The organism is Micromonospora sp. NPDC000442, assembly GCF_042898635.1.
Taxonomy (GTDB): Bacteria; Actinomycetota; Actinomycetes; order Mycobacteriales; family Micromonosporaceae; genus Micromonospora.
Window position 1 is genome coordinate 1 of the sequence record NZ_JBIAYZ010000013.1, and the last position, 25,580, is coordinate 25,580.

Below are 25,580 nucleotides of genomic sequence, written 5' to 3' on the forward strand. Positions count from 1 at the left end.
TCTGAAGTCATGTCCACAGCAGACAGACGATCACGCGGTGGCCGCACCTCGTCTACCCGGCCCCACCAGCGACATCTCAAACGGCGGCTGCCGTACTAGCCGCGTCACCTGACCCGAATCGGATCGATCCGAGTAGTGTGGCTCCAGGTCACCGCCGGATCGATTCCTAGCGCCACTCCCACACCATGCCTAATGATCAGTGCGCCAGCCCGCCCACGGACCTGGGGCTGGCGCGTCCGGGCAGCCAAGGCGGCAATCTCTTCGCCGGAGACCAGCCTACTTACGTCGATCGCCCGCACGGCTTGTGCCACGGTGGTCGGCAGCCGGTGCCGGGCCTCCTGCGCACCCTGTGCGTTCTCCGGCGAGTCGTCGCGACATTGCGCCAGATCGGCCCGCACCTGCGGGTCGCGCAGTAGCGGTACGAGATTCACCGGACACGACGTCAATCGATGAACATAGGTCAGGTTCACCATGTTGCGGTCACCGACGGTGATGCCGGTGCAGTTCCAGATATTGGCCCAGAAGCCGTGGTGCAGCGAGGTCTCGGCCACTCCGCCTGCCGCCGGGCCGTGGTCGGACGTGTGAGTCGGGTTGAAACGCCAGGCCGACCAGTTGAAGACCGGCTCTCCGTCGTCCATCTCAATCAGTTCGGCCAGCTCGATGACGGGGCTCTTCACCACACACAGGTGTTCGACATTTAGTCTATTCTGGACGCCCCACATCACGCCCACCGAGTCGCGAACCTCCACCTCCATGACCGGTCCAGCCGGCATCCGTCCGTCGATGTGGCCGCGTGCATCCGGCGCGACCACCGCTTCTGGCAGCAGGCGTCCCGCCTCGGTAGCGAGCGCGTCGAGAGTCGCCGTCCATCCGTCGAAGCCGTCCCTGCCATCTGGCGCTGATCTGAGCTTGAGGACCTCGGCCAGCAGATGACTGACCGTGTGTAGACACGAGTCCGGGTCGGCCAGCCGCAATGCGTCCAGTTCCTCGCCAAGCTCGGGGTTGACGCGAACCACGGGCAGGTTACGTACGCGGTGGACCAGATGCTCGACTCGCGACATCCGCTGTTCCAGGAGCCGATGCCACTGCGTGGTGAGGTCCAGTTCGGCGACGACATCCGCGAGGGTCTCCTGTAACGCCGTGTCCACCAGGGCTGGATATGGTTGCTCACCGCGAGGATATTGGCTCTGGATGAAGCCCTCCCGCCGATGCGTCGGCACGGCTTCTCGGGGCCTATCCGTGTCCGGCGGGTGGCTGAGGTCCAGTTTCTCACCGTCGGCCGACGCGGACTCCTTCTCTGAGATCTGCTCAACTCGGTGGTGTGCCCGCCGTGGGTCGTCTGATCGGCCGTCGCGGTGGGCCTGGGCCGGCTTGGTCGCCACGCTGGGGATATCGTCGCCAGCTGCGAACTCCGCGGGGTGAGTACCGGGCAAGTCCTTGTTCTGGTCCGACCGCCTGCCGTCGACGGTCGGCGCGTCGCGCTCGTCGGTCCGGTTCGCAACCTCGCGATCGCCAGGCTCGTCCGCTGCTCCCAGGTTCTCGTCTGGCAGGTGGTCCGGTGCACCGTCGGCGGCCACGCGATGGTGCGACGGGCGACGCCAGTCAGGTGCCGTAATGCCACCGAGCCCCGACTCCGGGGGGTCATTCGGTGAACCGTCGGAGGTCAGGTGGCGGTGCAGCGGGTCGGAGAAAACGGTAGGCGCGACATTTTCTGGGTGTTTGGGCGTTTCCGGATCCTTGGGCTTTTCCGGAGCACTCGAGAATTCCATCGCCACCACACCCTCACCCATCGATGTGCTTGCGTACCTCGACACTAGCTTGCGGCTGCACTGCAGTGCCGCCGTAGATCGGATAGCACGTCGGCCTCTCAGGGGTGTCAGCAGCAGGTGTTGAGGTACGACTGCAGATCCACCAGGGCGGCGAGGGCGCCGTCGCGGTCGGCCCGGTAGTACACCGTCTTGCCGTCGCGTCGGGAGGTAACCACTCCGCCACGCCGCAGCAGGGTCAACTGCTGCGACGCGGTGGCCTGACTGATGCCGACCCGCTCGGCCACCTCGCCGACGGAGATCTCGGCACCGCGGGCAAACAGCAACATGATCCGCTGCCGGGTGGGGCTGCCGAGGGCTTTGAGAAACTCCTGCGTCTGCGGCGCAAGTCCCAGGACAGCGCTCGGCAGCCCGGTCGGCTGGTCGTCGGCGGTCTGACTCATGGGCACACCCTTACCTTCCAAACATCATATTGTCATTAAACAAAATGACGTTATGATCGAGACGTGGCTACTCAAGTTGATCCCGTGATCATCATCGGCGGCGGCCAGTCCGGCCTCGCCGCCGCCCACGCCGCCGTCGCCGTCGGCCTGCGTCCGGTCGTCCTGCACGCCGGCGCCGAGCCGGTCGGCTCCTGGCCGGGCTACTACGACAGCCTGACCCTGTTCTCGCCCGCCCGCTACAGCGCCCTGCCCGGATTGGCCTTCGACGGGGATCCCGACCACTACCCCCACCGCGACCAGGTCGTCGCCTACCTGCGCCGCTACGCGGCAACTCTGGACGCCGAGATCCGCACCGACGTCCGCGTCGCCGAGGTACACCCGCGCGCTGGCGGCGGGTATCTGATCCGTACCGATGTCGGTGACGAGATCGCCGCGGCCGGTGTCGTCGCCGCCAGCGGCTCCTTCGGCAACCCGTACCTACCCGACCTGCCTGGCCGCAGCGACTTCACCGGAGCCCTGCTGCATGTCGCCGACTACCGCCGGCCGGAGCCGTACGCGGGCAAGCGGGTCGTCGTCGTCGGAGCAGGCAACTCCGCAGTGCAGATCGCCTACGAACTTGCGGCGCATGCGCACGTCACCCTCGCCACTCGGGAACCCGTCCGGTTCCTGCCGCAGCGCATCGGCGGTCGGGACCTGCACCACTGGCTGCGCGTCACCGGCGCGGACCGACTACCCCACCGGGTCCTCACCCGTCTGATCCGGCACGCTGCCGTGCTCGACACCGGCGTCTACCGCAGGGCCATCACGTCCGGGCAGCTCGCACGCCGGGGCATGTTCACCGCATTCACCCCCGATGGCGTCGTCTGGAGCGACGGCACGGCCGATGCGGTGGACACGGTCATCTTCGCCACCGGCTACCGCCCCGACGTGGGCTACCTGGAGCCTTTCGGCACCGTCGCGCACGGCAGGCCCCGACAGGTGGGCGGGCTCTCCACCACTCATCGAGGGTTGGCCTATGTGGGGTTGGAGTTCCAGCGATCCTTCGCCTCGAACACGCTGCGCGGCGTCAGCCGCGACGCCAGCCACGTGATGCGTGCCCTGGCCGGGCACATATCCGGGCGACGCAGGCTGCCACGCTCGGCCGGCGTCCCGAGGTCCGCGCCGACCGGCCGGGTTGGCGCACCACGCTGACCTCTCGGAAGTGGGCGTCCCCCAGGGCGCCTGGCGTTACGACCCGGTCGGGTCGACAGTGAGCAGGGCCGCCAGCTGGCGCAGAATCTCCGGACGCGCCCGGTAGTAGACCCAGGTGCCGCGCCGCTCGGCCGTCACCAGGCCCGCCTCACGCAGCGCCTTCAAGTGGTGCGAGATCGTGGGCCCGGTCAGGTCGAACGCCGGCGTCAGGTCACACACGCACGCCTCACCACCCTCGGCGGAAGCGATCATCGACATCAGCTGAAGCCGCACCGGATCGCCCAGGGCCTTGAACGCGGGCGCGAGGACCGCGGCGGTCTCGGCCGGCACCCGGCCGTGCGCCAGCGGCGGGCAGCAGGGCGCTTCGGCGTTGAGGTCGATCACGGCGAGCGGCGCAGCTTGTTTCGACATGCCTCTAGGTTGACATCTCTCTAATCACCGTGCAAGTCTCTGTTTAGACAGGCGTCAAGACAAACGTCACCAGGAAGGGGTCGTCATGCCCGGAAGGCTCGGCGGCCATCGGGCAGCCCCGACGGAAGTGCCGTTCGCGACTCATGGGCCGAGATGCCCACCGCAGCCCAAGCCCAGCGCGCGCAGCGCCGCCACGAACATGCCAGCGCCACCGTCTACCCCCTGATCAGCTCTCGATATTCCGGAAGGGACACCCCTGATGAGCGCAAACACCCAGACCGCCGGCGACCCGGCCGCCGCCCACGCGGTCACTGGTTCCGGCTCCTGCTGCGCAAGCCCCGCCCAAGCGGTCGGGTCGACCCTCCCGCCCGCCGGCGAGACGGCGGCTGCCGACCCCTGCTGCGGCACGGCGGAGGCCGCCGACGCCGCCGGCTCCTGCTGCGACGCAGAGGCCAAGGCCGATGCCATCAACGCAGGACGGGGGTGCTGTGGATGACCCTCGGCCGTACCGGCAAATCTGCGCTGCCAGCTCTGCCGCCCGCGGATGGAGTCTGCTGATGGCCGAACTCCTCGTCCGCCCGATGACGGCCGATGGCGAGAGTGAACCTCCTCAGCCGTCGCAGCCCTGCCATCAGCCGACATCCACCGTCGGCGCGGTGACCCGGTGGTCCGCGACACCCGCAGGTTCGATAATTCTCTACTTAAGGAGTTTCTGATGAGCGACCTGGACCAGCTGCCCGTCGCCGTCATCGGTGCCGGGCCGGTCGGCCTCGCCGCCGCCGCCCACCTGCACGAGCGCGCGCTGCCGTACACCGTCCTCGAGGCGGGCGACGGTGCCGGCGCCGCCGTTCGGCAGTGGGCTCACGTCCGCGTCTTCTCACCCTGGCGGTACAACATCGATCCGGCCGCCCGCCGCCTCCTCGACGAGGCCGGCTGGGTGGCACCCGACCTCGAAGCCCTACCCACCGGCGCGGACCTCGTCGAGAATTACCTTCAGCCCCTCGCGAACCTGCCGCAGCTCAAGCCACACCTGCGCTACGGCGCGCGGGTCGAGGCGATCAGCCGGCTCGGCTACGACCGACTGCGTACCACCGGTCGGGAGAATGCTCCCTTCCTGCTCCGCCTCACCGACGGACAGGAGATCCTCGCCCGGGCCGTGATCGACGCCTCCGGCACCTGGGACACCCCGAACGTGCTCGGCGCCTCCGGCCTTCCCGCCCAGGGTCAAACCGACGCCGCCGCTCACCTGGAACACGCGCTGCCGGACGTCCTCGGCACCGACCGGGCCCGCTTCGCCGGCCGACACACCCTGGTCGTCGGCGCCGGACACTCGGCCGCCAACACCCTGCTCTCGCTCGCCGAACTCGCCTCCGCCGTACCCGGCACCGAGGTGACCTGGGCCATCCGATCGCTGTCACCGACGCGCACCTACGGCGGCGGCGACGCCGACGCACTACCCGCTCGCGGCGCGCTCGGCGCCCGCCTGCGCGCCCACGTCGACGCCGGCCATATCCGCCTGCTGACCGGCTTCTCCGTCCACGCGATCACCCCCACCGACGGTCGGGTCGCGGTGACCGTTCGACGCGGCGACGCCCAGGAACAGGTCACGGTGGACCGGATCGTCGCCGCCACCGGCTTCCGGCCTGACCACGCCATCGCCGCCGAGCTGCGCCTGGACCTCGACCCGATCATGGGTGCCACCCGCGCCCTCGCACCGCTCATCGACCCCAACGAACACTCCTGCGGTACGGTCCCCCCGCACGGCGTCGACGAACTCGCCCACCCGGAACCCGGCTACTATGCCGTCGGCATGAAAAGCTACGGCCGCGCACCCACCTTCCTCATGGCCACCGGCTACGAACAGACCCGATCCGTGGTCGCCGCCCTCGCCGGCGACTGGCAGGCCGCCCGCGACGTACGGCTCGAACTGCCCGAGACCGGCGTCTGCAGCAGCAACCCCGTCGACTCTGTCAGCGGCGGCCTACTCACCACACCGCTGAATCTGGTCGACACCGACGAGCCGGCAAGCGGCCAGACCGGCGGCTGCTGCGGCAGCTGATGACCACCACGATGGCGCCCGCCGACCCGACGGTGGGCGGGCGCCACGGGTGGCGCATTGTCGCCGCCCTCGCCATCACCTCGACCGTCGGCTACGGCACCCTCTACTACGCCTATGCGGTCCTGCTCGCCCCCATGGCGGCAAGCCTCGAGACCTCGACCACCGCCGTCACCGGCGCACTGACCGCCAGCGTCCTCGCCGGCGCTCTCATGGCCGTCCCCGTCGGCAGATGGCTCGACCGGCACGGCGGACGCGCCCTCATGACCGCAGGCTCGATCACCGCCACCGCCCTGCTGGTCGCCTGGTCGCAGGTCCAGACCATCGGGCAGCTCTACGCCGTCATGATCGGCATAGGGATCACCGGCGCGATGGTCCTCTACGAACCCGCCTTCGCCGTCATCGTCTCCTGGTTCACCCCCGACCGACGCCCCACCGCCCTGCTCGCCGTCACCATCGTCGCCGGGTTCGCCAGCACCATCTTCATGCCCCTCACCGGTTACCTGACCACCCACCTCGGCTGGCGCGGCGCACTGCTCACGCTCGCCGCCGTTCACGGCGTCGTGACCGCTCCCCTGCACGCCCTCTCCATCCGCAAACCGCCACTCGCCAGGACAATCAGCCCTTCGACGCGGCCGGACCACGCGCTACGGCGCGTCGTGGCGCGCGCAGCGATGCGGGACCCTCGGCTCTGGGTCCTCACCGCCGCCCTGATCGCTCATGGCGCGGCGACCAGCACCATCGGCGTTCATCTGATCGGCTACCTCACCAGCCGAGGCCACCCCGCCACCTTCGCCGCCACCACCGCCGGCCTGCTCGGCGTCCTGTCCGTCACCGGCAGACTCGCCCTCACCGCCGCCCGACGCCGAATACCGGTCACCACCACCGTCGCCGCGGTCTTCGTCATCCAGGCGGTCGCCGTTTTCGCCATGCCCCTCGCCGCCGGAACCCGCGTCGGAGCCGTCGTCACCGTCACCGGATTCGGGCTCGGCTTCGGCATCGCCAGCCTCGCCACCCCAGCCCTGCTCACCGACCGCTACGGCACCGCCGCCTACGCCACCATCGCCGGCCGACTCGCCGCCCCCGTGACCGTCGCCAAGGCCACCGCTCCTCTCGGCGCCGCCGCCGTTCTGCACCTCGACGGCGGATACACCCTCCTGCTCGGCGCCGTGGCCACCTGCTGCGTCCTCGCCGCCACCGGCATGCTGAACCGCCCAGGCACCCGGAGCAGCAGCCCTCACGCGGATACGTCGCCAGAGGTATCCGGATCGCGGCGATGAGCACGGCGGTGGCGGGTGCACTGACCGCGTTGTGCACCATGCGCGTGAGGCCGACGCTGGTGACGGCCATTTGCGGTGAAGATGGGGTTGCGGACGGCGGCGAACGGGCCGCCCCGCATGACCCTTGCATTCGGTACCCAGGTACAGGCTTACCGTCGAGTGGACGGCGCGGACAGACCCACGCCCGACCAGCCCGAAGGAGCCTGCGATGTCGTTCATCGTCCCCGACGCCTGCACCCTGCCAACCGTGGAACAGCCGCTGCGGCTGGCGGAGTTCGACAACCTCTTCGCCACCGCCGTGCGTCAGGTCGAGACGCTCAACCCGAGCCACGCCCGGATGCAGCTGACCGGCCCGACCGGCTTGGAGGCGACCGTGCGTGACCTGACCGCCCGGGAGACCCAGTGCTGCTCGTTCTTCGCCTTCACCCTGACCCCGGGGCCGACCGACGACGGTGAGGCGCTGACCCTCGACGTCGCCGTGCCCGTCCAGTACGCCGACGTCCTCGACTCGCTCGTGCGATCGGCCAGCGCGTCGGCCGGTGTGACGGTCGGAACGACCTCGTGACGGCGGGCCTGCTGAACCTGCCCGACCTGGCCGACCGGGCTGACGTGCCCGCCGAGCGGCCGCGGCACTACGCCGAGGCCGGTCTGCTGCCCCCGGCGCGACGCGACGGTGACCGCCTCGGCTACCCGCCGGCGACGGCGCACACGGTGCGGCTGTTGGCCGGTGCCGAGACTCTCGGCATCTGCGGCGACGACCTGGCCCGTCTCGCCGAAGCGTGGCACGCCGGAGACTGCGCCGCGGCCCACCACCGGCTCAGCGCTGCGGTCGATACCCGGCTCGACACGGTGCAGAGCGAGCTGACCGGCCGCCTGGAACGCGCCACCGCGCACGGGCCAGGCAGCGCCGGCTGGGCCGAGCAGACCCGGGCGAGCGTCACGCTCAGCGAGCGACGTCGGCCCCGGTGCCGGCCACGCCCCGGGTCAAGTCTCAACCGACGAATGACGATCTCATCCCTGCAAGACGCGCGGCGGCTTAAACCGGCGAACCTCCTGCGGCCAGCCGCAGGCCTCCGCCGCGATTCTGCCGGCCCACATCCGCGCAGTCGCCTCATCCGGCACGTCCACGATGGTCAGGCCACCCAGGAACTCCTTGCTCTCGACATAGGGCCCGTCGGTGAAGACCATCGCACCGCTCGTGGCGTCTGCGGTGAAGACCGGGCCGTCCTCCTCCAGGCCCCCCGCGAAAACGAACGCCCCGACGGCCTTGATCTCATCAACAGCCGCCCTGGCGAGTGGACCGCGCTCACGGAACCACTCCTCGGTGTGGTCACCCACCCACTGCTGATTGAAGTAGACGAGGTATTCAGCCATGTCCGCTCCCTCTGATCGTCCCCGGACCCGACGTCCGTCTCTGCGTACGCTACGAACGAGAACCGCCGGATCCGACACTCTCCAGCTTGATTCCTGCCAACCGGTCAACCGTTGCCCTCAGATCGGCCGGACCAGAACTGCAGGACGGCACGCACCGTGACGCCGGCATAGCGGATGCCGGCCATGGAAATTCGCGGCAACGCACTCTTCTCGGCCATGAGCGTGCGCGGTCGAACGCCGCCATGAGCTGGCGGCAACACGAAAAGACGTTTGCGGGTAGGCGGCCGGCCGACTCGCTGCGTCGCCGGCCGGCGACGCAGGGACGTGTCCCGACCGGTCCTCACGGTCGGCCGCGCTGTGTCGCGTGCCGCACGTCACCGCATGCGGGGGCCTCGGTCAAGCAACCGGCTCGCCGTCACGCGGGTCGGCTCCGGCTGCCCCCGCCCTGCCCCCGCCACGATGCCGATCCACCTCAGCACCGACCGCGACACACCCCCGCAGCAACCCCCACCACTAAGATCCACTTGACCAACCACGGTGGACAGTCGTCCGCGCCGGTCGACCGCCCCCTCAGCCATGATCAAGACTGGGTGGTACGCAAACGCATTGGCCCAACACTCACGCGCACGAACCCCCCTCAGACGGCACCCAGACATCGGAGCACCAAGCTCCCACATGGCGGAAGATCACGCCACAAGTTGGGAAACGGTCAAGGCCCGCAACCGGCCTTTTCGCTGGCCACGGCCTTGATCGGGTGGCGCGCCCAAAGGGACTCGAACCGCTAACCTCCTGATCCGTAGTGCAAAGCCATCAGCGCATATCCTCTACGACCAACACTCGACCCAACTCGTACGACCGCAAGCCCGACAGTCCGCCCCGATCCGGCTGCGTTCACACAGGTCTACGCGGTGATGACGCCAGCAATTCTCGCTCTTCGATGACAAGGTGGATGCCGCGTCTCCGGTCTGGTCCGCGCGGGTAGCGGTTCGTCCGCGTCAGTCCCCGACGCCCGAGCAGCCGCCGAGCAACCACGATCGCCACAGCGCGCGATCCGGGCAACCAGATCGGCCGGGCACCTATTGTCGCCTGCGGCAAGCTACGTGTGATCAGAAGCCAGGCGTTGACCGTCACGACAGGCCACAACGCGTGACGACGTCGTCCGAGGCGTTCAGGCCAGGGGAGATCCGGCGACCGGGTCGAGCAGCAGTTCCTCGTCCTTGATGATGTCGCTGGCGTCGAAGCCGTGCATGTCCGCCACCAGTGCGAGCCTCGCCAGCTAAGCGGTGGTGAATTCAGCGGGGTCGGTGCCCTCTCGGAACGAGGATAGGACGATCATGCGGAGCGCGCCGGCCTGGTGATCGGTCCAGAAGCCGTGCACGGTGACGTCGAACATGGGCATGTGGCGAGATGCCGCGGCCAGTGCACAGTGGCGTACTGCTGGAGCGCTTCTGTCGTGCGCAGGGTGCAGATCCTGATCCGATACATGATCGGGTTTTGTTGGGGGTGTGGGGTCAGTTGGGGATACACATGCCAGGGTCAAGCCAGCCACACCCTGCAGCACTGCCCAGAACGATGATGCTGTCGCAGTTCCTCTCCGCGGCATCAGCCGAACCGCCTTTATGCCGGGCTATTGCGGAGATTGTCGTATACTCGGCGCCGCCCGGCAGAGCTACGCCCCTGTGGCGGTTGCCTTGGCGGCCTCGATTGCCGAGTTGAAGTCGGGGTTGGCCCCGATTTGAGCGAGCAGCACGTTCGCTGCGTTGTAACAGTCGAACCTTTCGATTTTTCCGTCCCGAAGATGCCAGAGATCCGCCGTCGGCACGTCGATCCGGTTGCCGGTCGGCGGGATTTCGCCGACCGGGGTAGGGAACCCGCCGAGATGCGTTCCCTGAATTCGGAGTTTGACGGCAACGACATCGCCGAGTGCATGCACTTCGAGTAGCTCGCGGTGAACGTCGGGAAAGACGCAGGCGAAGCCCGCCAGAGCCTGGGGAATCTGGTCCCCGCGGAAGGTTAGCGAGTTCGGCACGTCGTTGAACGCTCCATCTTCGGTGAATAAGGCGCGAAAACCGTGTCCATCGAGGACGTTTCCTTCCGACAGCCGGTATGCCTCGCGAACAACCTCTTCGTTACTTTTCACTTGTCTTCTTCCTTGATGTTTGGTGTTGATGGGAGATGGGTTGCTGCCGTCCGACAGGAGCCAGGTGACGACGTCGCCTTCCAGGTCGACGGCGTCTCCGTCGTGGTGCACTGATGCGCGCCCGGTCAAGCTAGCAGGTTTTTGACCGCATGGTCAATAACGTAAGCTTGCTCACATGCCCCGTCCCCGCAAGTTTGTCGAGAGCGATGTCGTCAGCAGCGCTGGTGAGGTGTTCGCCGTGCACGGTCTTGCCGCTGCGACACTGGACGACCTTGTGCGGGCGACCGGCCTAGGGAAGCAGAGCTTGTACAACGCGTTCGGCGGGAAGCGGGAATTGTTCTTCCGGGCGCTCTCTGAGGATCGGGACGAGGCGACGCGCGCCGTCTCGGAAGCGCTCGGGCACGATGACGCTTCGCCACTGGAACGCATTCGTGGTCACCTGCTCATGATGGCGATCGAGTTCAGCAGCAGCGATCGGCGGGTCTCGCTCACCACGCGGGCGCTGGTCGAATCGACCGGCGCGGAGGATCCGCTTTCGACGGCCGCGAAGGCCGGTATCGAACAGCTCGCCGGCGTCTATGCTGAATGTCTGGAACATGCGCGGGAGAGCGGGGATATACCTGCGGACGCGAACGTGCAATCGCTGGCCGTTTACTTCGTCGCCGTCACTCGAGGGATGGAGTTGCTCGGCCGCGCCGGTGTTGGCCGTGCCGTTCTCACCGCAGTCGCACTCGACGCGCTTCGCGTGCTCCACGGCCAGCGGATGGACGATGCCGGTAATCGCCCGTCGGTGCGGGAATGATTGCCTGCGTCTGGCCACTGCCAGGGCGAACTCGGGACGATAGCCTGACCGAGATCGAGGAGAGCCGTCACCATCCGGCGGCGGCTTCCCGACGCGAACCCCGCTGCCTACCTGCCAACCTCGCCAGGTCGCTGAGCAACCTACAGGACAGGTCAGCAACGAACTCCCCTACGGGGCATCGTTCTTGGCCAACTGCTGTCCTACCGGAGCTTCCCTCCTATCTGGAGCAATGACACGCCGCTGTGTACCTGCTCAGGGCCTCTTCATCACGATGAATATGCCTCATCGGTGCCATACCGGGCAACCATGGTTCGGACGGCTTCGTCCACAACCGCGGTCGCGCGGGCAGGCGTCACCGTCCAGTCCGGGAGCAGAAGGCTCGGCCAGAGCAGGTAGTTGGAGATCATCCCGAGGAACTGCGTAGCGGCCATCTCCGGGTCAGCGATGTCCGCGACTCCCGCGTCGCGCTCGGTCATGAGGTAGATCCGGACGGCCTCGAAGTACGGCAGTTTGCCCTGTGAGAAATGCGCCTTGGCCAGTTCGGGAAAGCGCGGCAGTTCGGCGATGACGATGCGAAACAGGTTGGTCATCGCCGGCTGACTCATCAGCGTCGCGTAGCGCCGTCCCAGCACCGTCAGGCCGGCCGACAGGTCACCGGCGAGCGGCACGTCGGCGACGTCGTTCTCGGCCCACGAGTCGATGACGATGGCATCGAACAATGCCGCCTTAGTGGGGAACTGCTTGAACAGGGTCGCTTTCGACACCCCGGCGCTCTCGGCAACACGCGCCAGTGATGCCCGGTCGTAGCCCAACTCGAGGAAAAGCTCAGTAGCGGCCTGCACGATGAGCGCACGCTTCTCCTGCGCCACGCGCTGGTGGTAGGCCGACGGCGCTGGGGTCATGCGCCCATCATAGCGAGGCGAGTGGGTTGACTCACCACTCCGGGCGGCGTACTTTCAGAGTGGTGAGTCGCTCAACTCACCACCCGGTCCTACGGGTTGTCGTCTCTCGCTCGTACTCGGAGGACCAGATGCCCCGCTTCGCCAATCAGACCGTACTCGTGACCGGCGGCACCGGTGGGCAGGGCGCCAGCCACGTTCGTGCCTTGCGCGCCGAAGGCGCCAACGTCGTCATCGGCGACATCGATGCTGAGCGCGGCGCCGGCCTCGCCGCCGAACTGGGACGCGGGGCGCGCTTCGTCCACCTCGACGTCTCCCAGGAGGATTCGTGGGCCGCCGCCATTGCGGAGACCGAGAAGGCCTTCGGCGCGCTCACGGTCCTGGTCAACAATGCCGGAGTGCAGAACCCGCCGGCCCTCATCGAGTCAACGGACCGGGCTACGTGGGCCCGCATCCTCGACATCAACCTCACCGGCACCTTCCTCGGCATCAAGACGGCCACCCCGGCGCTACGGCGCGCGGGAGGCGGAGCAATCGTCAACATCGCCTCCACCATGGGCGTCGGCGGTACTGCCTTCTACGCGCCCTATGTCGCCAGCAAGTGGGCGGTCCGAGGGCTCACTCGGACCGCTGCCCTTGAGTTGGGCCGCGACAACGTCCGCGTCAATGCCATCCACCCCGGCGTTGTCGCCACCCCGTTCATCACCGAGCCGGCGGCCGGCAGTGACACCCCAATCGCCGACTTCTACTCGCCCGAGCCGTTCGCCGTCCCGCGGCTCGGGCAGCCCGCCGACATCACTGCGCTGCTGTTGTTCCTCATCTCGCCCCACGCGGCCTTCATCACCGGCGCCGAGTATGTCATCGACGGCGGACTACTCCTCGGCCCCGCACTGCAGAGGGAAACCGCATGAACCCCGCAGACGAGAATGGTGGACGCCGCACGCTTGACCCGCTGGCGCACCTGCCGCACGAGATCAGGCGCGCCATCGAGATCACACCCGCGGCCGGGACCCGCGAACGAATCGTGGACATCACCACCACCGGGCGCCGTACCGGACGACCGCGTCGCATTGAGATCTTTTTCTATCGCGCCAACGGCGCAACCTACCTTTGCAGCGGAGCGAGCGCAGGCCCGACCGGCTGGTACGCGAATCTATCTGCGAACCCCGCTTTCACCTTCCACCTCAAGAACGGCGTCAGAGCGGACCTGCCGGCGCACGCCACCACCGTCACCGATCCCACGGAACGGGCCGCGGTCATCGCAGCCATCGTCGATGACCTCAACCAGCCTCACGACCCTGGCACCGTCAGGCCGACGCGATTGCAGGACTGGGCCGCAAGCAGGCTGATGCGAATCCACTTCGACTGAGCCGCCTCGCATCCTGTGACGCGACGACGCGAAGTCGTCGGCCAGAGGCCCGTAACGACCGCGCGGTCCGGGCGTAGGAACTGCGCATCAGCGGTCCCGGCCCGCCAGCTCGAGCACGGGTACCCGGGAGACCCGGAACGCGGGCCACGCTGCAGCGACGACGCCGGCTGCAACCGCAACGACGAGCGTCACTGCGAGGCGGGACCACGGTACGACGACGGATGGGATCTCCGTGCCACCGGTGACGTCGATCAGCGCCCAGCCGAAGCCGACTGCGACGGCGATACCGATCGATGCTGCCACGAGCGACAGGAGTGCCACCTCGAGCCGCACGATTCGACGCAGCTCTCGGCGCGTCGCGCCGACCGCTCGCAGCAGCCCGAGCTCTCCAGAGCGTTCGTTGATCGCGAGCGCCGTGGTGTTGGCGACTCCGAGGAGCGCGATGAAGCTCGCCAGGATGAGCATCCCGTCGATGAAGTTCCCGAACGCGGCGATCTCACTCCCGCTGTTGGCGACGTGTTCCTCTCGGGTCTCGAGAAACGATCCGGGCGTGTCCCGGACCAGTGCCCGCACGTCTTCCTCGGCGTCCGCGGCCGCTCCGTCGGCGAGGTCGACGAACACCTGTGCGTCGAGCAGACGACCAACTAAGGCGTCGAGTGCCGCACGGTCGGCGAAGTACAAAGGGGCTTCGAAACCGCCGGTGCTCCTCGCGACCACGGCAACGATCGGCGCCTCGAGTGTCGAGCGTTCGAACTCGATCGCGAGGGTTCCGCCCAGCAGCGTCGGGTCGTCGCCGACCACGGCCACGCCCCCCTCGCCCAGGTCGGCGAGGTCGCCAGCGATCGGGTCGAGGTCGAACATGGTGGGCAGTGCCGTCGGGTCGATGCCGCCGATCGCCTCGGCTTTCCCTGCCACGATCCCTTCAGCAATCGACAGCGCAGCGACTGCGTCGACGTCGGGCAGCGCCGCGATCCGGCCGGCCAGGGTGGGGTCGATCGTCGGGAAGTCGGCGGTCGCCGACGTGACCACCAGGTCCGCCTGCAGTCCTTCACGAACGTCCGTCCCAACCGCGCTCGTCAGTGAGCTCGCGAAGATCGCGAACATCGTCACCATCGCGGTGCCGAGCATGAGCGCGAGCGCCGTCGACGCCGATCGACGGGGGCTCGCAGCCAGGTTGCCCGCTGCGATCGAGCCGCACACACCGGCGGCGCGACGGGCCACCCGAGCGCTCCCACGCGCTGCGGCGGTCACGATCGCCGGGCCGCACAGCACGAGCGCCGGGACGATGGCAACGACGAGCACGGCCCACGTCGCGCTCGAGCGCACCACAGCCACAGCTCCTCCAGCGACCGCCACCGCGGCGAGCACGAGCCCGCTCGCAGTTCGCGCCGGGCTCACGACCCGGGGTTCCGCGGCGCTCTCGCGCAGCGCCTCGATCGGCGGTGTCGCCGCCGCGCGGCGAGCCGGGATCCATGCCGAGAGGATCGTTGCGCCGACACCGACGGTCGCGGCGACCGCGATCGAGGTCGTGCTCACGATCGACGGCCCGGTGAGCAACGTGATCCCGGCGAGTCCGACGAGCCAGCGCAGCGCGCCCACTCCCGCGACCCCGCACACGAGGCCGACGAGCGTGGCGATCGTCCCGACGAGCGCCGCCTCGATCACCACTCCGCCGAGCAGTTGGCGTCGTTCCGCACCGATCGCACGCAGCAGCCCCGACTCCCGCCGGCGGCGAGCGACGGTGAGCGCGAACGTGTTGAAGATGATCGTCACACCGATCAACACCGCGACCACGGCGAAGGCCAGGAGAAACACGGTCAGGAACTGCAGCGGCGACGTCGCGGCGGCCTGCATCGTCCGGATGTGGTCGGGCCCGTCGATGACCTCGGCATCAGTCAGCGCCGACAATCGGCCGAGCACCTCGGCGCGGTCAGCACCCTCCGCGACGTCGACGAGCACCTCCGTCGGCGCCGCAGTGTCGAGCCAGGCGGACACCGCTTTGTCGGGCAACAGCACCGTTCGCTGCAACGGTGCCGCGTCCGCCGACGCGAACGTCGCGACACCGGTGATGGTCGCGTCGTACATCCCCGTCGTGGTCAGGACCTGTACGACGTCACCCGGAGCCAAGCCTGCGTCACCGGCGAGCGAGCGATCGACCATGATCTCTCCAACCTCGGTCGGTGGTCGCCCGCTCGCGAGCCGGAACGGATTCAGCGCCGGGTCGGCGACCCAGTTGCGACCGACGTCGCTCGCCGTGCCGGTTCCGACTGACGATCCGTCGACGACCAGCTTCGCGAAGCCGACCCATTGCGAGGCGGCCCGGTCGACGCCGTCGACCGTAGCCACGCGCTCGGTGATGTCGGGATCCAGTGATCGCCGAACCGACCTTTCCGGGTCTCCCGGCCCTCCGCCGGGCTCGCCGAGAACGACGCCCTGCACCACGGCGTCCGTCCCGGCCAACGCTTCGGCGATGTCACCGGCCGCTCGGCCACGCATCGAGTCGGACAGCACCAGCGTCGCGACGAGGAACGCCACCGACAGCATGATCGCCGTGCCCGTCAGTACGAACCGACCCCGACTCGCGAGCACGCTTCGAGCCGCACTCCGCATCATCTGGCTCATCGCCCCAGGCCCTTCATCACGTCGATCACCGAATCGGCCGACGGGTGATCCATCACGTCGTGCACTCGGCCGTCGACCACGAACACGACGTGGTCCGCCCACACAGCGGCGTTGGGGTCGTGCGTGACCATCACGATCGACTGGTGATGCAGATCAACTGCTGATCGCAGGAATCCGAGGATCTCCTGCCCGGACCGGGTGTCGAGGTTGCCGGTGGGCTCGTCGGCGAAAACCACCTGCGGCTGGGCGACCAGCGCCCGGGCGACGGCAACTCGCTGTTGCTGGCCACCCGAGAGCTCCGTCGGCCGATGATGCATGCGATCACCGAGGCGCAGCAGCCCCACGACCTGATCGAGCAGTGCGACACTCGGCCGGCGCCCCGACAACGTCAACGGCAGGCAGATGTTCTCCTCGGCCGTGAGCGTCGCCACGAGATTGAACGCCTGGAACACGAAACCGATCCGTTCTCGGCGCAGCCTGGTCAACTCGCGGTCGTCGAGGGCCGACAGATCGGTGCTGCCGACGAATGCGCGGCCCGACGTCAGTTGATCCAGCCCGGCGGCGCAGTGCATCATCGTCGACTTTCCCGAACCCGAGGGGCCCATCACAGCCGTGAACTTCCCCACCGGGAACGCGATGGTGACGTCGTCGAGCGCGACGACGGCCGACCGGCCGGAGCCGTACCGCTTGACGGCGCCGACGAGCATGGCCGCAGCGTCATCAGCGTCGGCTGACAGCGCGCTCCCGGACTGCCGATCGACGACCGTGGAATCTGGACGTGAGGACACGAGACCTCCGATAAATGGTTGATCAGGGTTTTGCAAGGAATTCCAGATACCGTGCTCAATGAGACCGGTGGTGCTTCACCGCTTTGTCGTCGTTGCCCAGGCCGGGTTCGGTGTGCACACAGGCACGGCGGCACCCGCAGATGTCTCCTGGAGCAGGTCTGCCTCACCGCTTGATGTCCGGACGCGGCGAGCGATCTGGGTTGGGAGCTGGCGTGCTGTCCCTGTTCACAGTGCCGGTATGCCGGTTCGGCGAGCGGGTTTGGTGGCGCGGGCGTGCACGCCCGTTACCACGACCGCCGCCAGCGCAACCCACGAGCCAATCACCAACTACGGCACCCACCGGCCTACCAACCGACCGGCCGGCGTTCCCCGGACGGCGCTGCGTTGACCGCCATCACTACCTAGCTCCTACACACGGATCACATCGCTTATCTGATGCCGACTTTCCTACCGAGCGAACCTGAGACGACTGTTAAAACGACGCTCAGGCCGGTCGGCCGAACCAGGTGTCAGCACACGCACCAGCGTGAGGGCCGCGAGATCCTGCCCAAGGCAGACAAGGCCCAGGCGACACAGAGCACCAGGTCCTGCTGATGGCGGTGGGAAAGATCGCCCCGGTCCACCCAGACGTGTGGGAGTACGACGTCGGCGCATGCGCACCCTACGTCACTGGTCTTAACAGTCGTCTCAGGTTCGCTCGTTATGAAGGGGCGACGCGGGGTCTCGGCCCCGCCGGCATGGCCGAACGTGCCGCGCTCTACGGCGGCACGTTCAGCGCCGGACCCGCACCGGACGGCGGCTGGAGCGTCCACGCGACCCTGAAAGGCAGCCATTCATGATCACTGTGCTCGTGGTGGAGCCCCAGCCGCTGCAGCGCTTCGGGTTTCGGATGCTGCTGGAGAGCACCCCCGACACCGAGATCGTCGGCGAAGCCGAGAACGGCGCCGAGGCCGTTCGGCGGATCACCGAGCTGCATCCCGACGTGGTCCTGATGAACATCCGCATGCCGGGCGCCGACGGGATCGAGACCACGCGGCGCATCGTCGCCGCCGGCGGACGTTCGCGGATCCTGGTGCTGACGTTCGACGTGGACCGGTACGCGCTCGCCGCGCTGCGAGCCGGGGCGAGCGGTTTCCTACTCAAGGACACCCGCCCGGAGGATCTGCTCGCCGGCATCCGGGCCGTCGCCGCCGGGGACACGGTGATCGCGCCGGCGCTGACTCGGCGGCTGCTCGACGCGTTCGTCGACCGGCTCGACGATGACCTCTGCGGCCTCGTGCGGCAGGATCCCCGGCTTGACTCCCTGACCGACCGCGAGCACGAGATCCTCGTCGCCATCGGCCACGGCCTCACCAACGGCGAGATCGCACAACGGTTCACGCTGTCGGAGTCGACGGTGAAGACCCACGTCGGGCGGGTCCTCGCCAAGATCGGCGCACGGGACCGCATCCACGCCGTCACCCTCGCCTACGACCTGAGACTCACCCGGCCGAATTAGCGCTTCATCTCGCGCGTCCCTGAGGGGCGCGATCGTAGTTCCCAGCCGCACCGCTCCGGGCCGATCCGCTCTGGGCCGATCCGCTCCGGGTAATCGACCGCTCCGCTGTCGGTCCACGTGCAGTCGCCCACGTCACCGCCTGCCCGACCGCCGCGACGCCGCACGGGTGTGAGTTCGGTGCGGACGTGTGTGAGCTCAGAGCTGTCACACACGTTCGACACTTCGTCAGGACTTGCGGGGGGAGACCGTCATGATGCCGATGCACATCTCGTCGCTGGTGCCGTCGCCCCACACCACGTAGCGCGGCGGCAGCTTGCTCAGCTGCGGCACGCGTTTGCGCAGCTCCGCGTCGTGCGTGCACGTCACCCGCAGCGTGTCCCCCGGGCCGATCTCCACCGGCGACGGCAGCTTCATCAGCCGCTGGTTGTCGAAGTCGAACTGTGGCACGTCCAGCACGACCTTGGCCTTCGGCGTGCCCGGGTTGAGTTCGACCTTTATCGCCCGCCCGAGCATGTGCATGTGGCCGAAACCGGCGAACAGCGTCATCGGCGCCTCCACCTTGTGGTCGCAGGTCTGGGTGTCACCGGGCTTCGGCGCGCCGCCCTGGTTGCACTCCTCCACCTGACGGTCCGCCATTTCGCCGACCTCCGACCCGAACCGCTTCGCCACGTCCGCGATCGAGGTCGCCCGGTCACAGAGCGGACCCGACTCGTCGGCGGCGCAGGGCAGGTCGGTCGGCGCATCGAGTGACCACGTCTCGAGTTCCCGGGTCTGCGGCGTGCCGTCCGTCAGCCGCAGCCGCACCGCCGAGCGGTCCGACCCGGCCGGCTTGCCGTCGGTCGCGAGCAGGTTGTAGTGGATCTGCAGGATGAGCAGGCTGCCCGGCTCCAGCTTGTGGCCGGCGTCCTGGTCGAGCAGCGTCTCCGTGGCGCCCGGCGCCCAGGTGTCCACCCACGCCGCGTCATCATCTTCTACCTCGGCGCCGGGCACGCCGGTCCCGCCGAAACACTGCCAGCCGGGGCCGGGGGTCTTCGCGTCCTGCTCGCGCACCACGGCAGCGGCGCCCGGCGGCACCGCGTACACGATGGCGTGGTGTGCGATGGCGACGTTCTCCGGCGTGAACTGGGTCCCGGTCAGGAACGCCGCCTTGGTCAGGCCCGGATCGATCATCTGGCACCGGTACTCGTCCGTGCCGCCCTCCGGCGGCGCGGGCGTGTATGCCTCGGCCATCTTCAGGTCGACGAACCGCTCGCCGGCGCGCAGCGGCTGCGGTGGAGCCGACGACCCGCCCGCGTGCGCACTGTGCGATCCGGTCGCGGCGGGCGCAGAACTGTTGTCGGCGTCCGACCCGCAGGCGACGACAGCGAACGCCGTCGCCAGCGCCATGGTGGCCGCCCCGAACCTCCGCAGTGGACTGTCAAGCTTCGTCATAGCCTGAACGCTAGGCCCGATTCCGTCCTGTTTCGTCGTACTGCGGTCGTCATCCTCGGCAGAGAGGCGGTACCACGGTGCCGCTTCACCTTCGCCGCCCGCACGTCCATTAATCGTCGTCTCAGATTCGCTCGGTACGAAGCCGGCATCGGATAAGCGATGTAGCTCGCACCTGGAGGCCATTGATGGCAGTCGACGCGACGCCGTCCGGGGAAGCGCCGCCCGGTCGGCTGGCCGGCCACTGGGTGCCGCTGCTGGTCGGGCTCGGGTTCGGGCTGCTGGTGCTCCTCGTCCGGTTACACCTGGAGCCGGTGGCGAACGTCGACCGCGGTGTCGCCCGGGAGCTCAACGAGGTCGTGTCGCCCCGGCCGTACCTGGTGAACGCGCTCAACGGGGCAACCCGGCTGGGCGGGCGGCCGGTCATGCTCTGGCTGGTCGGCGTCGCCGCGCTGCTGCTGCTGGTGCGCCGGCGGGTCCGCCTCGCCGTCTACCTGCTGGCCACCACCGCCGGCGCGCTGCTGCTCGACCCGTCGGTGAAGTCGCTGGTCGGCCGGTTGCGCCCGGTGGTCGAGGTGCCGGTGGCGATCGCGCCCGGCAACAGCTTCCCGAGCGGGCACGCGCTCGGGTCGATGGTGGTCTACGGCGCGCTGCTGCTCGTGTTCCTGCCCGCGGTGCGCTACCGGAAGCTGCTCACGACGGCCGTCGCGCTGCTCGTGGTCGCGATCGGGGTGACCCGGATCGCGCTCGGCGTGCACTACCTGACCGACGTGCTGGCCGGCTGGCTGCTCGGCGCGCTGTGGCTGAGCGTCACGGCGTACGCGTTCCGGCTGTGGCGGCGCGAGGCGGGGCACCCGGTGGCGCCGCTCGACGACGGCCTGGAGCCGGAGGCCGCCGAGGCGATCAACCCGGTGCCGGACTCCAGCCGCCCGATCCCGCACCGGTGGGTCAAGGCCACCGAGATCCTGACCGGCTGGGTGTTCACGTTCGGCATCCTGTACGTCGTCGGCTACCTGTTGACGAACCACACCGAGGGCACCTGGCTGGGACGTTTCGACGACAGCGTGGTCCGGTGGCTGCAGACGTTGCGCACGCCCACCCTGGACGACGTGAGCTGGGTGTGGAGCAAGGCCGGCGACACCAGCGCCATCCTGGCCATCTCGCTGGTGTTCTGCACGATCGCGTCGGCCGTGTGGCGGCAGTGGCGACCGGTGGTGTTCCTGGTGCTCACCATGGTCGGCGAGCTCACCCTGTTCCTGTGCACCGCGGCCAGCGTCAAGCGGGACCGCCCGCCGGTGCCGCAGCTCGACAGCCCGATGCTCACGTCGTCGTTCCCGTCGGGGCACATCGCCGCGACGATGTGCATCTGGGTGACGATCGCGGTCCTGATCATGGACCGAGTGAGCAGCCGGTGGCGCTGGTTCGCCGTGGTGCTCGCGGTGGTAATGCCGGCCGGTGTCGCGCTGTCCCGGATGTACCGCGGCATGCACCACCCGACCGATCTGCTCGGCGCCGCGATCCTGACCGCGCTCTGGGTCGGCCTGCTGTGGTGGGTGCTACGGCCGAACGTGCGGGCGGCGCCGGCCGAGGTGCGTACCTGACGCTGCGCTTCGTCACCTGGAACATCAAGACCGGCGGGATCGACCGCGGACGCGTGGACCGCACGGGTCAACACCGTCACCGCGCGCACGGACCAGGTGGACGTCGACACGTTGCTCATCCGGCCGACGGCTGCGTCGCCTGGACTTCGTCTGCCGGGCAGGACCTCGACGCCACCGCCCTGATGCGTGCCCTGGGCACCTGGTTCGGCCGCCCGGCGTGAGCGCCGCATTAACGGTCGCCTCAGATTCGCTCGGTATCAGTAGCCCTCAGACAAGCGACGTAACCCGTACCTAGGGGGCTAGTGATGACAGTCAACGCAGCGCCGCCCGGGCAAGCGCCGGCCGGCCGGTTGGCAGGCCGGTGGGTGCCCTGGTCGGTGATCGGATTCCCTACCACGGAGCTACATCGGTCGGCCCCGCGCAGGGACGACCGGTCGGGAACCCTCGGCCGAAGCTTCTCGGCATGGATCTGACACAGGCCGTGCTCGAGCACCCCTACCTGGTGCTCGGTCTCTTCGTGCTCATCGAGGGGCCGGCCGCGACGATCGCCGCGGGCACCCTGGTCGGCGCCGGCGTTGCGGCGTTCTGGCCGATCTGGGTGATCGTCGCGCTGGCCGAGGTGGTGGGCGACAGCCTGCTCTACCTCGTCGGCCGGTCGGCCCGGCGGCCCTGGGTGGCGTCCCTGCTGAGCAGGCTCAAGGCGACGGTGCTGCTCGACCGGCTGGCCAGGATGTCACTGCCTCGGCTGGTGATCACCGCCAAGCTCGTCGACGTCTTCGCCCTCCCGGCGTTCGTGTCCGCGGGACTCGCCGGGCTCCCGTACCGGAGATTCGCCGCCTGGGTGGGCGCCACCGCCGCCGTACGCGGCCTGGTGCTGATCGGTCTTGGTGCTCTGCTCGGCGGCCAGCTGTCCGGCCTGCTCGCACTGCCCGGCGGCATCTTCCTGCTCACCGCGGTCGTGGCCGTGCCGGTCGCTGTCTTCCACCTCGTCATGAAGCGATACCACCTACGAAAAGCGACACCACCGACGAAAGGTAGTTGTCCCATGCGCATCCTCATCGGTGCCGACACCTACGCCCCGCACGTCAACGGGGCGTCCTACTTCGCCCAGCGCCTTGCCGTGGCACTGACCGCCCGGCACGAGGTGCACGTGGTCGCGCCGTCGACGGACACCCGCAACCATGCCGGCATGTCCAGCGACGGCGTCGTCGAGCACCGCGTGCGGTCCTTGCCGGTGCCGGGCCACTCACGTTTCCGGTTCTGCCCGCCACTGGGGTTGCGCGCGGCAGCCCGCCGGATCCTCGACGAGGTCCAGCCCGACGTGGTGCACGTGCAGAGCCACTTCCCGCTGTGCCGGGCGCTGGTCGACGCGGCGCGCGAGCGCGGCCTGTTCGTCATCGCCACCAACCACTTCATGCCCGAGAACCTGATCCACTACCTGCCCATCGGCGACGCTGGCCGGACGAGGGCGCACGCGTGGGCATGGCGCGACGCCGCCCGGGTGTTCGCCAAGGCAGACATCGTCACGGCCCCGACCCCGTACGCCGCCGCGCTCGCCGTCGTCTCCGGTGTGTCCGAGCCGGTCCTGCCCATCTCGTGCGGCATCGACCTCGCCCGCTTCCGCGAGCAGGCGCCCGCGGCCGAATTCCGATGGGCCTACAGCCTCGCGCACAAGCCCACCATCACGTACGTGGGCCGGCTCGACGCCGAGAAGAACCTCGACGTCGTGATGCGGGCGTTCGCGCTGGTGCGGCGCTCCCTCGACGTCCAGTTGCTCCTGGTCGGCACCGGATCCGAGGACCGGACGCTGCGGTCGCTCGCCGGGGAACTGGGCGTCGCCGGGCATGTCACGTTCACCGGCTTCATCCCTGACGAGGACCTCCCCTCCGCGTACGCGGCGTCGACGGTCTTCGTCAACGCGGGCACCGCCGAGCTGCAGAGCCTGGTCACACTCGAGGCGATGGCCAGCGGAAGGCCCGTGATCGGCGCCGATGCCGCAGCCCTGCCCCACCTCGTACGGGACGAGGAGACCGGCTACCTGTTCCCGCCCGGCGACGTTGTCGTGCTCGCCGAGCGACTGCTCACCGTGCTCTGCGACCCGAAGCACGCGGAAGAGCTGGGGCACCGGGCTCGTGCCGTGGCCGAGCAGCACGACCAGACCCGCACGGTGTCCGCGTTCGAGCAGCTCTACCGGATCCGGCCGGCCCGTGAGGCGCCCGCGCCCACCGAGGTCGCCGCATGACAGCCACGATCGTCCGGGCGGGCACCTCCGGCTGGTACCGCAACGTGCAGCTGAGCCTGGGCCTGGGCACGGCGGCCGGAGCGGGCCTGCTGCTGGTCGGCGACGTCGACCCGGTGGACCAGATGGTCAGCGAATCGATCCGGACCGTGCCGGGCGCTGTACTGCTGGCCCTGGCGGCGTGCGGGCTCGCGGCAGCCGGCGCATGGCTCCTGGCCGGCGCCCGGCGCGTGCTGCCACCGGCCTGGCCCCTCACCGTGCTGCTGTCGGTGTGGTGCGTGTCCCTGCTTGCGGTGGTGGTGTTCCCCACGAACCTGCCGGGGACCGAACCGGGCGTCGCCGCCGGGCTGCATCGCATCGGCGCGGCGTTGATGGCGGCACTGCCACCGCTCTTCGCCCTGCACATCGCCAAGCGTGCGGGACGCGGTGCCGACCCGGCCCGGGTCCGCTGGCTGCGCGCGGCAGGGTGGTCCGCGTTCGCCGCGTGCGTCGCGTTCGCGGCGATGAACGGGCCGGCGGTGCTGCTCGGCCAAGGCCTTCTCCCGTTCGCGGGCCTGGCCGAACGGGTTCTGCTGGCGCTCGTGCTCGTCGTAGTCGGGCTCTGCGCCTGGGTGCTCGAAGGGGAGGAGCGGTCCCGATGGATCTGATGGCCATGATCGAGAACGCGATGACCTCTCCGGTCATCTATCTGGCGATCCTCGCGCTGGCGATCCTCGACGCGTTCCTGCCGTTCCTGCCGTCGGAGCCGGTCGTCATCGCGGCGGCGGTCTTCGCCGGGTCGGGCATCCCGTCGCTTCCGCTGATCATCGTGCTCGCCGCGCTGGGCGCCTTCGTCGGTGATCACATCGGCTACCTCTTCGGGCGCTTGTTGCGGAGGCGCCGTCCGGGCGGCCGCCTGATCCGCGCCGCCGACAGGATCGCCCCGCACCTGCACCGCCGGGGCGGCGCCCTGATCATCGCGGGCCGGTTCGTCCCCGGCGGCCGCACCGCGATCGTGACCGCCAGCGGTGCCACCGGCTACCCGCTTGCCCGCTTCACCCTGTTCACCGCCATCGCCGCCGTCACCTGGGCCGGCTATTCCGGCCTGATCGGCTACCTCGGCGGCGCCGCCTTCGAATCCAGCTCGATGCTGGGCCTGACGGTCGGCCTCGGTCTCGCACTTTCCATCACCGCGCTCGGCGAACTGGTCCGCTACGTGTTGCGCCGCCGCCGAGCGGCGACCGCGCCGGATGACCGCGCTCAGGGTCCGCATCCGCACGCTGACGTGGGTGTTCAGGTTGTCCAAGACCAGCACGATCGGCGCGTTCAGCCGTTGGTGGGCTTGGTCCAGGAACGCGATGTTGTCGTCCTCGCTGAAACTGCCACGCTCCCCGCTGCGGTGCAGCCGGGTGCGCCACATCAGCCGTCCACCATCCCGGTCTGAAGCAGACGAGCCCGGCGATCGTCTACCTGCTCGTCAAGGGCTTCGGCATCACGGTCAACGACCAGAACGCGGCGCGGCGACGACCATCGTCGCGTCCGCTGCCACCGTGATCGCCGGCCTGCTCTGTCAGCTCGTCACCGACCTGCACAGCACCAGCGGATTGGGCCCGATCGGTGCAGCCGGCATCCAGTGCGCGCTGGTGGCCATGCTGCCACTGTTCCCAGCAGTGCTCGTGGTGCTGCCCGGCAGT

Annotated in this window: 21 protein-coding genes and 1 pseudogene; 13 read left to right on the forward strand and 9 right to left on the reverse strand. The window is 68.9% G+C overall.

Features of this window, described 5'->3' with window-relative positions:
* Window positions 1-104 precede the first annotated feature (104 nt).
* Window positions 105-1,790 carry a hypothetical protein gene (locus ACFY2A_RS20655; protein WP_387173718.1) on the reverse strand — a complete coding sequence of 562 codons (1,686 nt, stop codon included), beginning with the start codon at window positions 1,788-1,790 and terminating at the stop codon, window positions 105-107.
* Between the two features lie 86 nt (window positions 1,791-1,876).
* Window positions 1,877-2,209: a metalloregulator ArsR/SmtB family transcription factor gene (locus ACFY2A_RS20660; RefSeq protein WP_363924870.1), complete on the reverse strand. Its 333-nt coding sequence runs from the start codon at window positions 2,207-2,209 to the stop codon at window positions 1,877-1,879.
* A gap of 63 nt (window positions 2,210-2,272) precedes the next feature.
* On the opposite strand from ACFY2A_RS20660, the gene ACFY2A_RS20665 reads away from it, so the two are divergent.
* Window positions 2,273-3,400 (forward strand): flavin-containing monooxygenase, encoded by a 1,128-nt coding sequence (locus tag ACFY2A_RS20665; protein WP_387173721.1) that lies wholly within the window; start codon window positions 2,273-2,275, stop codon window positions 3,398-3,400.
* 36 nt (window positions 3,401-3,436) lie between these two features.
* Here the strand turns inward: ACFY2A_RS20665 and ACFY2A_RS20670 are convergent, their stop codons facing one another.
* Window positions 3,437-3,811, reverse strand: coding sequence for a metalloregulator ArsR/SmtB family transcription factor (locus tag ACFY2A_RS20670; RefSeq protein WP_363924868.1), 375 nt, complete (start codon window positions 3,809-3,811; stop codon window positions 3,437-3,439).
* 715 nt (window positions 3,812-4,526) lie between these two features.
* Between ACFY2A_RS20670 and ACFY2A_RS20675 the strand changes: the two genes are divergently transcribed.
* The 3 genes from ACFY2A_RS20675 (at window position 4,527) to ACFY2A_RS20685 (ending at window position 7,712) form a co-directional block, all read left to right on the forward strand.
* Window positions 4,527-5,870: an NAD(P)-binding domain-containing protein gene (locus tag ACFY2A_RS20675; protein ID WP_387173725.1), complete on the forward strand. Its 1,344-nt coding sequence runs from the start codon at window positions 4,527-4,529 to the stop codon at window positions 5,868-5,870.
* Window positions 5,870-7,147: an MFS transporter gene (locus ACFY2A_RS20680; RefSeq protein ID WP_387173727.1), complete on the forward strand. Its 1,278-nt coding sequence runs from the start codon at window positions 5,870-5,872 to the stop codon at window positions 7,145-7,147. The genes ACFY2A_RS20675 and ACFY2A_RS20680 overlap by 1 nt, the downstream gene beginning before the upstream one ends.
* Window positions 7,148-7,355: 208 nt before the next feature.
* The gene (locus tag ACFY2A_RS20685) at window positions 7,356-7,712 is read left to right on the forward strand and encodes a hypothetical protein (protein ID WP_387173729.1); all 357 of its coding nucleotides are present in this window, start codon (window positions 7,356-7,358) and stop codon (window positions 7,710-7,712) included.
* Between the two features lie 446 nt (window positions 7,713-8,158).
* Here ACFY2A_RS20685 and ACFY2A_RS20690 read toward each other — a convergent pair whose 3' ends face one another.
* Together ACFY2A_RS20690 and ACFY2A_RS20695 are read right to left on the reverse strand one after the other, a co-directional pair.
* Window positions 8,159-8,521 (reverse strand): YciI family protein, encoded by a 363-nt coding sequence (locus tag ACFY2A_RS20690; protein WP_387173731.1) that lies wholly within the window; start codon window positions 8,519-8,521, stop codon window positions 8,159-8,161.
* Between the two features lie 1,669 nt (window positions 8,522-10,190).
* On the reverse strand, window positions 10,191-10,790 hold the full coding sequence (locus ACFY2A_RS20695; protein WP_387173732.1) for an ester cyclase: 600 nt from the start codon (window positions 10,788-10,790) through the stop codon (window positions 10,191-10,193).
* Between the two features lie 46 nt (window positions 10,791-10,836).
* Here ACFY2A_RS20695 and ACFY2A_RS20700 point away from each other — a divergent pair, with 46 nt between their 5' ends.
* Complete coding sequence (locus ACFY2A_RS20700) at window positions 10,837-11,463, forward strand: TetR/AcrR family transcriptional regulator (protein ID WP_387173734.1); 627 nt, start codon at window positions 10,837-10,839, stop codon at window positions 11,461-11,463.
* Between the two features lie 266 nt (window positions 11,464-11,729).
* Here the strand turns inward: ACFY2A_RS20700 and ACFY2A_RS20705 are convergent, their stop codons facing one another.
* Window positions 11,730-12,365, reverse strand: coding sequence for a TetR/AcrR family transcriptional regulator (locus tag ACFY2A_RS20705; protein WP_387173736.1), 636 nt, complete (start codon window positions 12,363-12,365; stop codon window positions 11,730-11,732).
* A 128-nt stretch (window positions 12,366-12,493) separates the two neighbouring features.
* Here ACFY2A_RS20705 and ACFY2A_RS20710 point away from each other — a divergent pair, with 128 nt between their 5' ends.
* Both ACFY2A_RS20710 and ACFY2A_RS20715 read left to right on the forward strand, forming a co-directional pair.
* A complete protein-coding gene (locus tag ACFY2A_RS20710; protein ID WP_387173738.1) occupies window positions 12,494-13,273 on the forward strand; it encodes an SDR family NAD(P)-dependent oxidoreductase in 780 nt (259 codons plus the stop codon).
* Window positions 13,270-13,731: a nitroreductase/quinone reductase family protein gene (locus ACFY2A_RS20715; RefSeq protein WP_387173740.1), complete on the forward strand. Its 462-nt coding sequence runs from the start codon at window positions 13,270-13,272 to the stop codon at window positions 13,729-13,731. The genes ACFY2A_RS20710 and ACFY2A_RS20715 overlap by 4 nt, the downstream gene beginning before the upstream one ends.
* Before the next feature lie 87 nt (window positions 13,732-13,818).
* On the opposite strand, the gene ACFY2A_RS20720 is transcribed toward ACFY2A_RS20715, so the two are convergent.
* Together ACFY2A_RS20720 and ACFY2A_RS20725 are read right to left on the reverse strand one after the other, a co-directional pair.
* On the reverse strand, window positions 13,819-16,353 hold the full coding sequence (locus tag ACFY2A_RS20720; protein ID WP_387173742.1) for an FtsX-like permease family protein: 2,535 nt from the start codon (window positions 16,351-16,353) through the stop codon (window positions 13,819-13,821).
* Entirely contained in the window at window positions 16,350-17,060 is a 711-nt protein-coding gene (locus ACFY2A_RS20725; RefSeq protein ID WP_387173744.1) for an ABC transporter ATP-binding protein, read from the reverse strand. The genes ACFY2A_RS20720 and ACFY2A_RS20725 overlap by 4 nt, the downstream gene beginning before the upstream one ends.
* 916 nt (window positions 17,061-17,976) lie before the next feature.
* Here ACFY2A_RS20725 and ACFY2A_RS20730 point away from each other — a divergent pair.
* On the forward strand, window positions 17,977-18,639 hold the full coding sequence (locus ACFY2A_RS20730; RefSeq protein ID WP_387173745.1) for a response regulator: 663 nt from the start codon (window positions 17,977-17,979) through the stop codon (window positions 18,637-18,639).
* A gap of 225 nt (window positions 18,640-18,864) precedes the next feature.
* Here the strand turns inward: ACFY2A_RS20730 and ACFY2A_RS20735 are convergent, their stop codons facing one another.
* Window positions 18,865-20,070: a monooxygenase gene (locus tag ACFY2A_RS20735; protein WP_387173747.1), complete on the reverse strand. Its 1,206-nt coding sequence runs from the start codon at window positions 20,068-20,070 to the stop codon at window positions 18,865-18,867.
* Window positions 20,071-20,255: 185 nt separating this feature from the next.
* On the opposite strand from ACFY2A_RS20735, the gene ACFY2A_RS20740 reads away from it, so the two are divergent.
* The 5 genes and pseudogenes from ACFY2A_RS20740 to ACFY2A_RS20760 all read left to right on the forward strand — a co-directional run.
* Window positions 20,256-21,668, forward strand: a complete 1,413-nt coding sequence (locus ACFY2A_RS20740; RefSeq protein WP_387173749.1) for a phosphatase PAP2 family protein — start codon at window positions 20,256-20,258, stop codon at window positions 21,666-21,668.
* Window positions 21,669-22,131: 463 nt separating this feature from the next.
* The gene (locus ACFY2A_RS20745) at window positions 22,132-23,910 is read left to right on the forward strand and encodes a glycosyltransferase (RefSeq protein WP_387173751.1); all 1,779 of its coding nucleotides are present in this window, start codon (window positions 22,132-22,134) and stop codon (window positions 23,908-23,910) included.
* Window positions 23,907-24,554, forward strand: coding sequence for a DUF998 domain-containing protein (locus tag ACFY2A_RS20750; RefSeq protein ID WP_387173753.1), 648 nt, complete (start codon window positions 23,907-23,909; stop codon window positions 24,552-24,554). The genes ACFY2A_RS20745 and ACFY2A_RS20750 overlap by 4 nt, the downstream gene beginning before the upstream one ends.
* The gene (locus tag ACFY2A_RS20755; RefSeq protein ID WP_387173755.1) at window positions 24,545-25,330 is read left to right on the forward strand and encodes a DedA family protein; all 786 of its coding nucleotides are present in this window, start codon (window positions 24,545-24,547) and stop codon (window positions 25,328-25,330) included. Before ACFY2A_RS20750 ends, ACFY2A_RS20755 begins: the two co-directional genes overlap by 10 nt.
* A pseudogene (locus ACFY2A_RS20760) lies at window positions 25,245-25,568 on the forward strand (MMPL family transporter); the annotation flags it as partial. The gene ACFY2A_RS20755 and the pseudogene ACFY2A_RS20760, both read left to right, overlap by 86 nt.
* Window positions 25,569-25,580: the final 12 nt, after the last annotated feature.

Excerpts from the sequence above, each read along its gene's own strand:
- ACFY2A_RS20655 (WP_387173718.1), bottom strand. The coding sequence starts at position 1,790 with ATGGGTGAGGGTGTGGTGGCGATGGAATTCTCGAGTGCTCCGGAAAAG.
- ACFY2A_RS20660 (WP_363924870.1), bottom strand. The coding sequence starts at position 2,209 with ATGAGTCAGACCGCCGACGACCAGCCGACCGGGCTGCCGAGCGCTGTC.
- ACFY2A_RS20670 (WP_363924868.1), bottom strand. The coding sequence starts at position 3,811 with ATGTCGAAACAAGCTGCGCCGCTCGCCGTGATCGACCTCAACGCCGAA.
- ACFY2A_RS20675 (WP_387173725.1), top strand. The coding sequence starts at position 4,527 with ATGAGCGACCTGGACCAGCTGCCCGTCGCCGTCATCGGTGCCGGGCCG.
- ACFY2A_RS20680 (WP_387173727.1), top strand. The coding sequence starts at position 5,870 with ATGACCACCACGATGGCGCCCGCCGACCCGACGGTGGGCGGGCGCCAC.
- ACFY2A_RS20685 (WP_387173729.1), top strand. The coding sequence starts at position 7,356 with ATGTCGTTCATCGTCCCCGACGCCTGCACCCTGCCAACCGTGGAACAG.
- ACFY2A_RS20690 (WP_387173731.1), bottom strand. The coding sequence starts at position 8,521 with ATGGCTGAATACCTCGTCTACTTCAATCAGCAGTGGGTGGGTGACCAC.
- ACFY2A_RS20700 (WP_387173734.1), top strand. The coding sequence starts at position 10,837 with ATGCCCCGTCCCCGCAAGTTTGTCGAGAGCGATGTCGTCAGCAGCGCT.
- ACFY2A_RS20705 (WP_387173736.1), bottom strand. The coding sequence starts at position 12,365 with ATGACCCCAGCGCCGTCGGCCTACCACCAGCGCGTGGCGCAGGAGAAG.
- ACFY2A_RS20710 (WP_387173738.1), top strand. The coding sequence starts at position 12,494 with ATGCCCCGCTTCGCCAATCAGACCGTACTCGTGACCGGCGGCACCGGT.
- ACFY2A_RS20715 (WP_387173740.1), top strand. The coding sequence starts at position 13,270 with ATGAACCCCGCAGACGAGAATGGTGGACGCCGCACGCTTGACCCGCTG.
- ACFY2A_RS20720 (WP_387173742.1), bottom strand. The coding sequence starts at position 16,353 with ATGAGCCAGATGATGCGGAGTGCGGCTCGAAGCGTGCTCGCGAGTCGG.
- ACFY2A_RS20725 (WP_387173744.1), bottom strand. The coding sequence starts at position 17,060 with ATGCTCGTCGGCGCCGTCAAGCGGTACGGCTCCGGCCGGTCGGCCGTC.
- ACFY2A_RS20730 (WP_387173745.1), top strand. The coding sequence starts at position 17,977 with ATGATCACTGTGCTCGTGGTGGAGCCCCAGCCGCTGCAGCGCTTCGGG.
- ACFY2A_RS20735 (WP_387173747.1), bottom strand. The coding sequence starts at position 20,070 with ATGACGAAGCTTGACAGTCCACTGCGGAGGTTCGGGGCGGCCACCATG.
- ACFY2A_RS20740 (WP_387173749.1), top strand. The coding sequence starts at position 20,256 with ATGGCAGTCGACGCGACGCCGTCCGGGGAAGCGCCGCCCGGTCGGCTG.
- ACFY2A_RS20745 (WP_387173751.1), top strand. The coding sequence starts at position 22,132 with ATGGATCTGACACAGGCCGTGCTCGAGCACCCCTACCTGGTGCTCGGT.
- ACFY2A_RS20750 (WP_387173753.1), top strand. The coding sequence starts at position 23,907 with ATGACAGCCACGATCGTCCGGGCGGGCACCTCCGGCTGGTACCGCAAC.
- ACFY2A_RS20755 (WP_387173755.1), top strand. The coding sequence starts at position 24,545 with ATGGATCTGATGGCCATGATCGAGAACGCGATGACCTCTCCGGTCATC.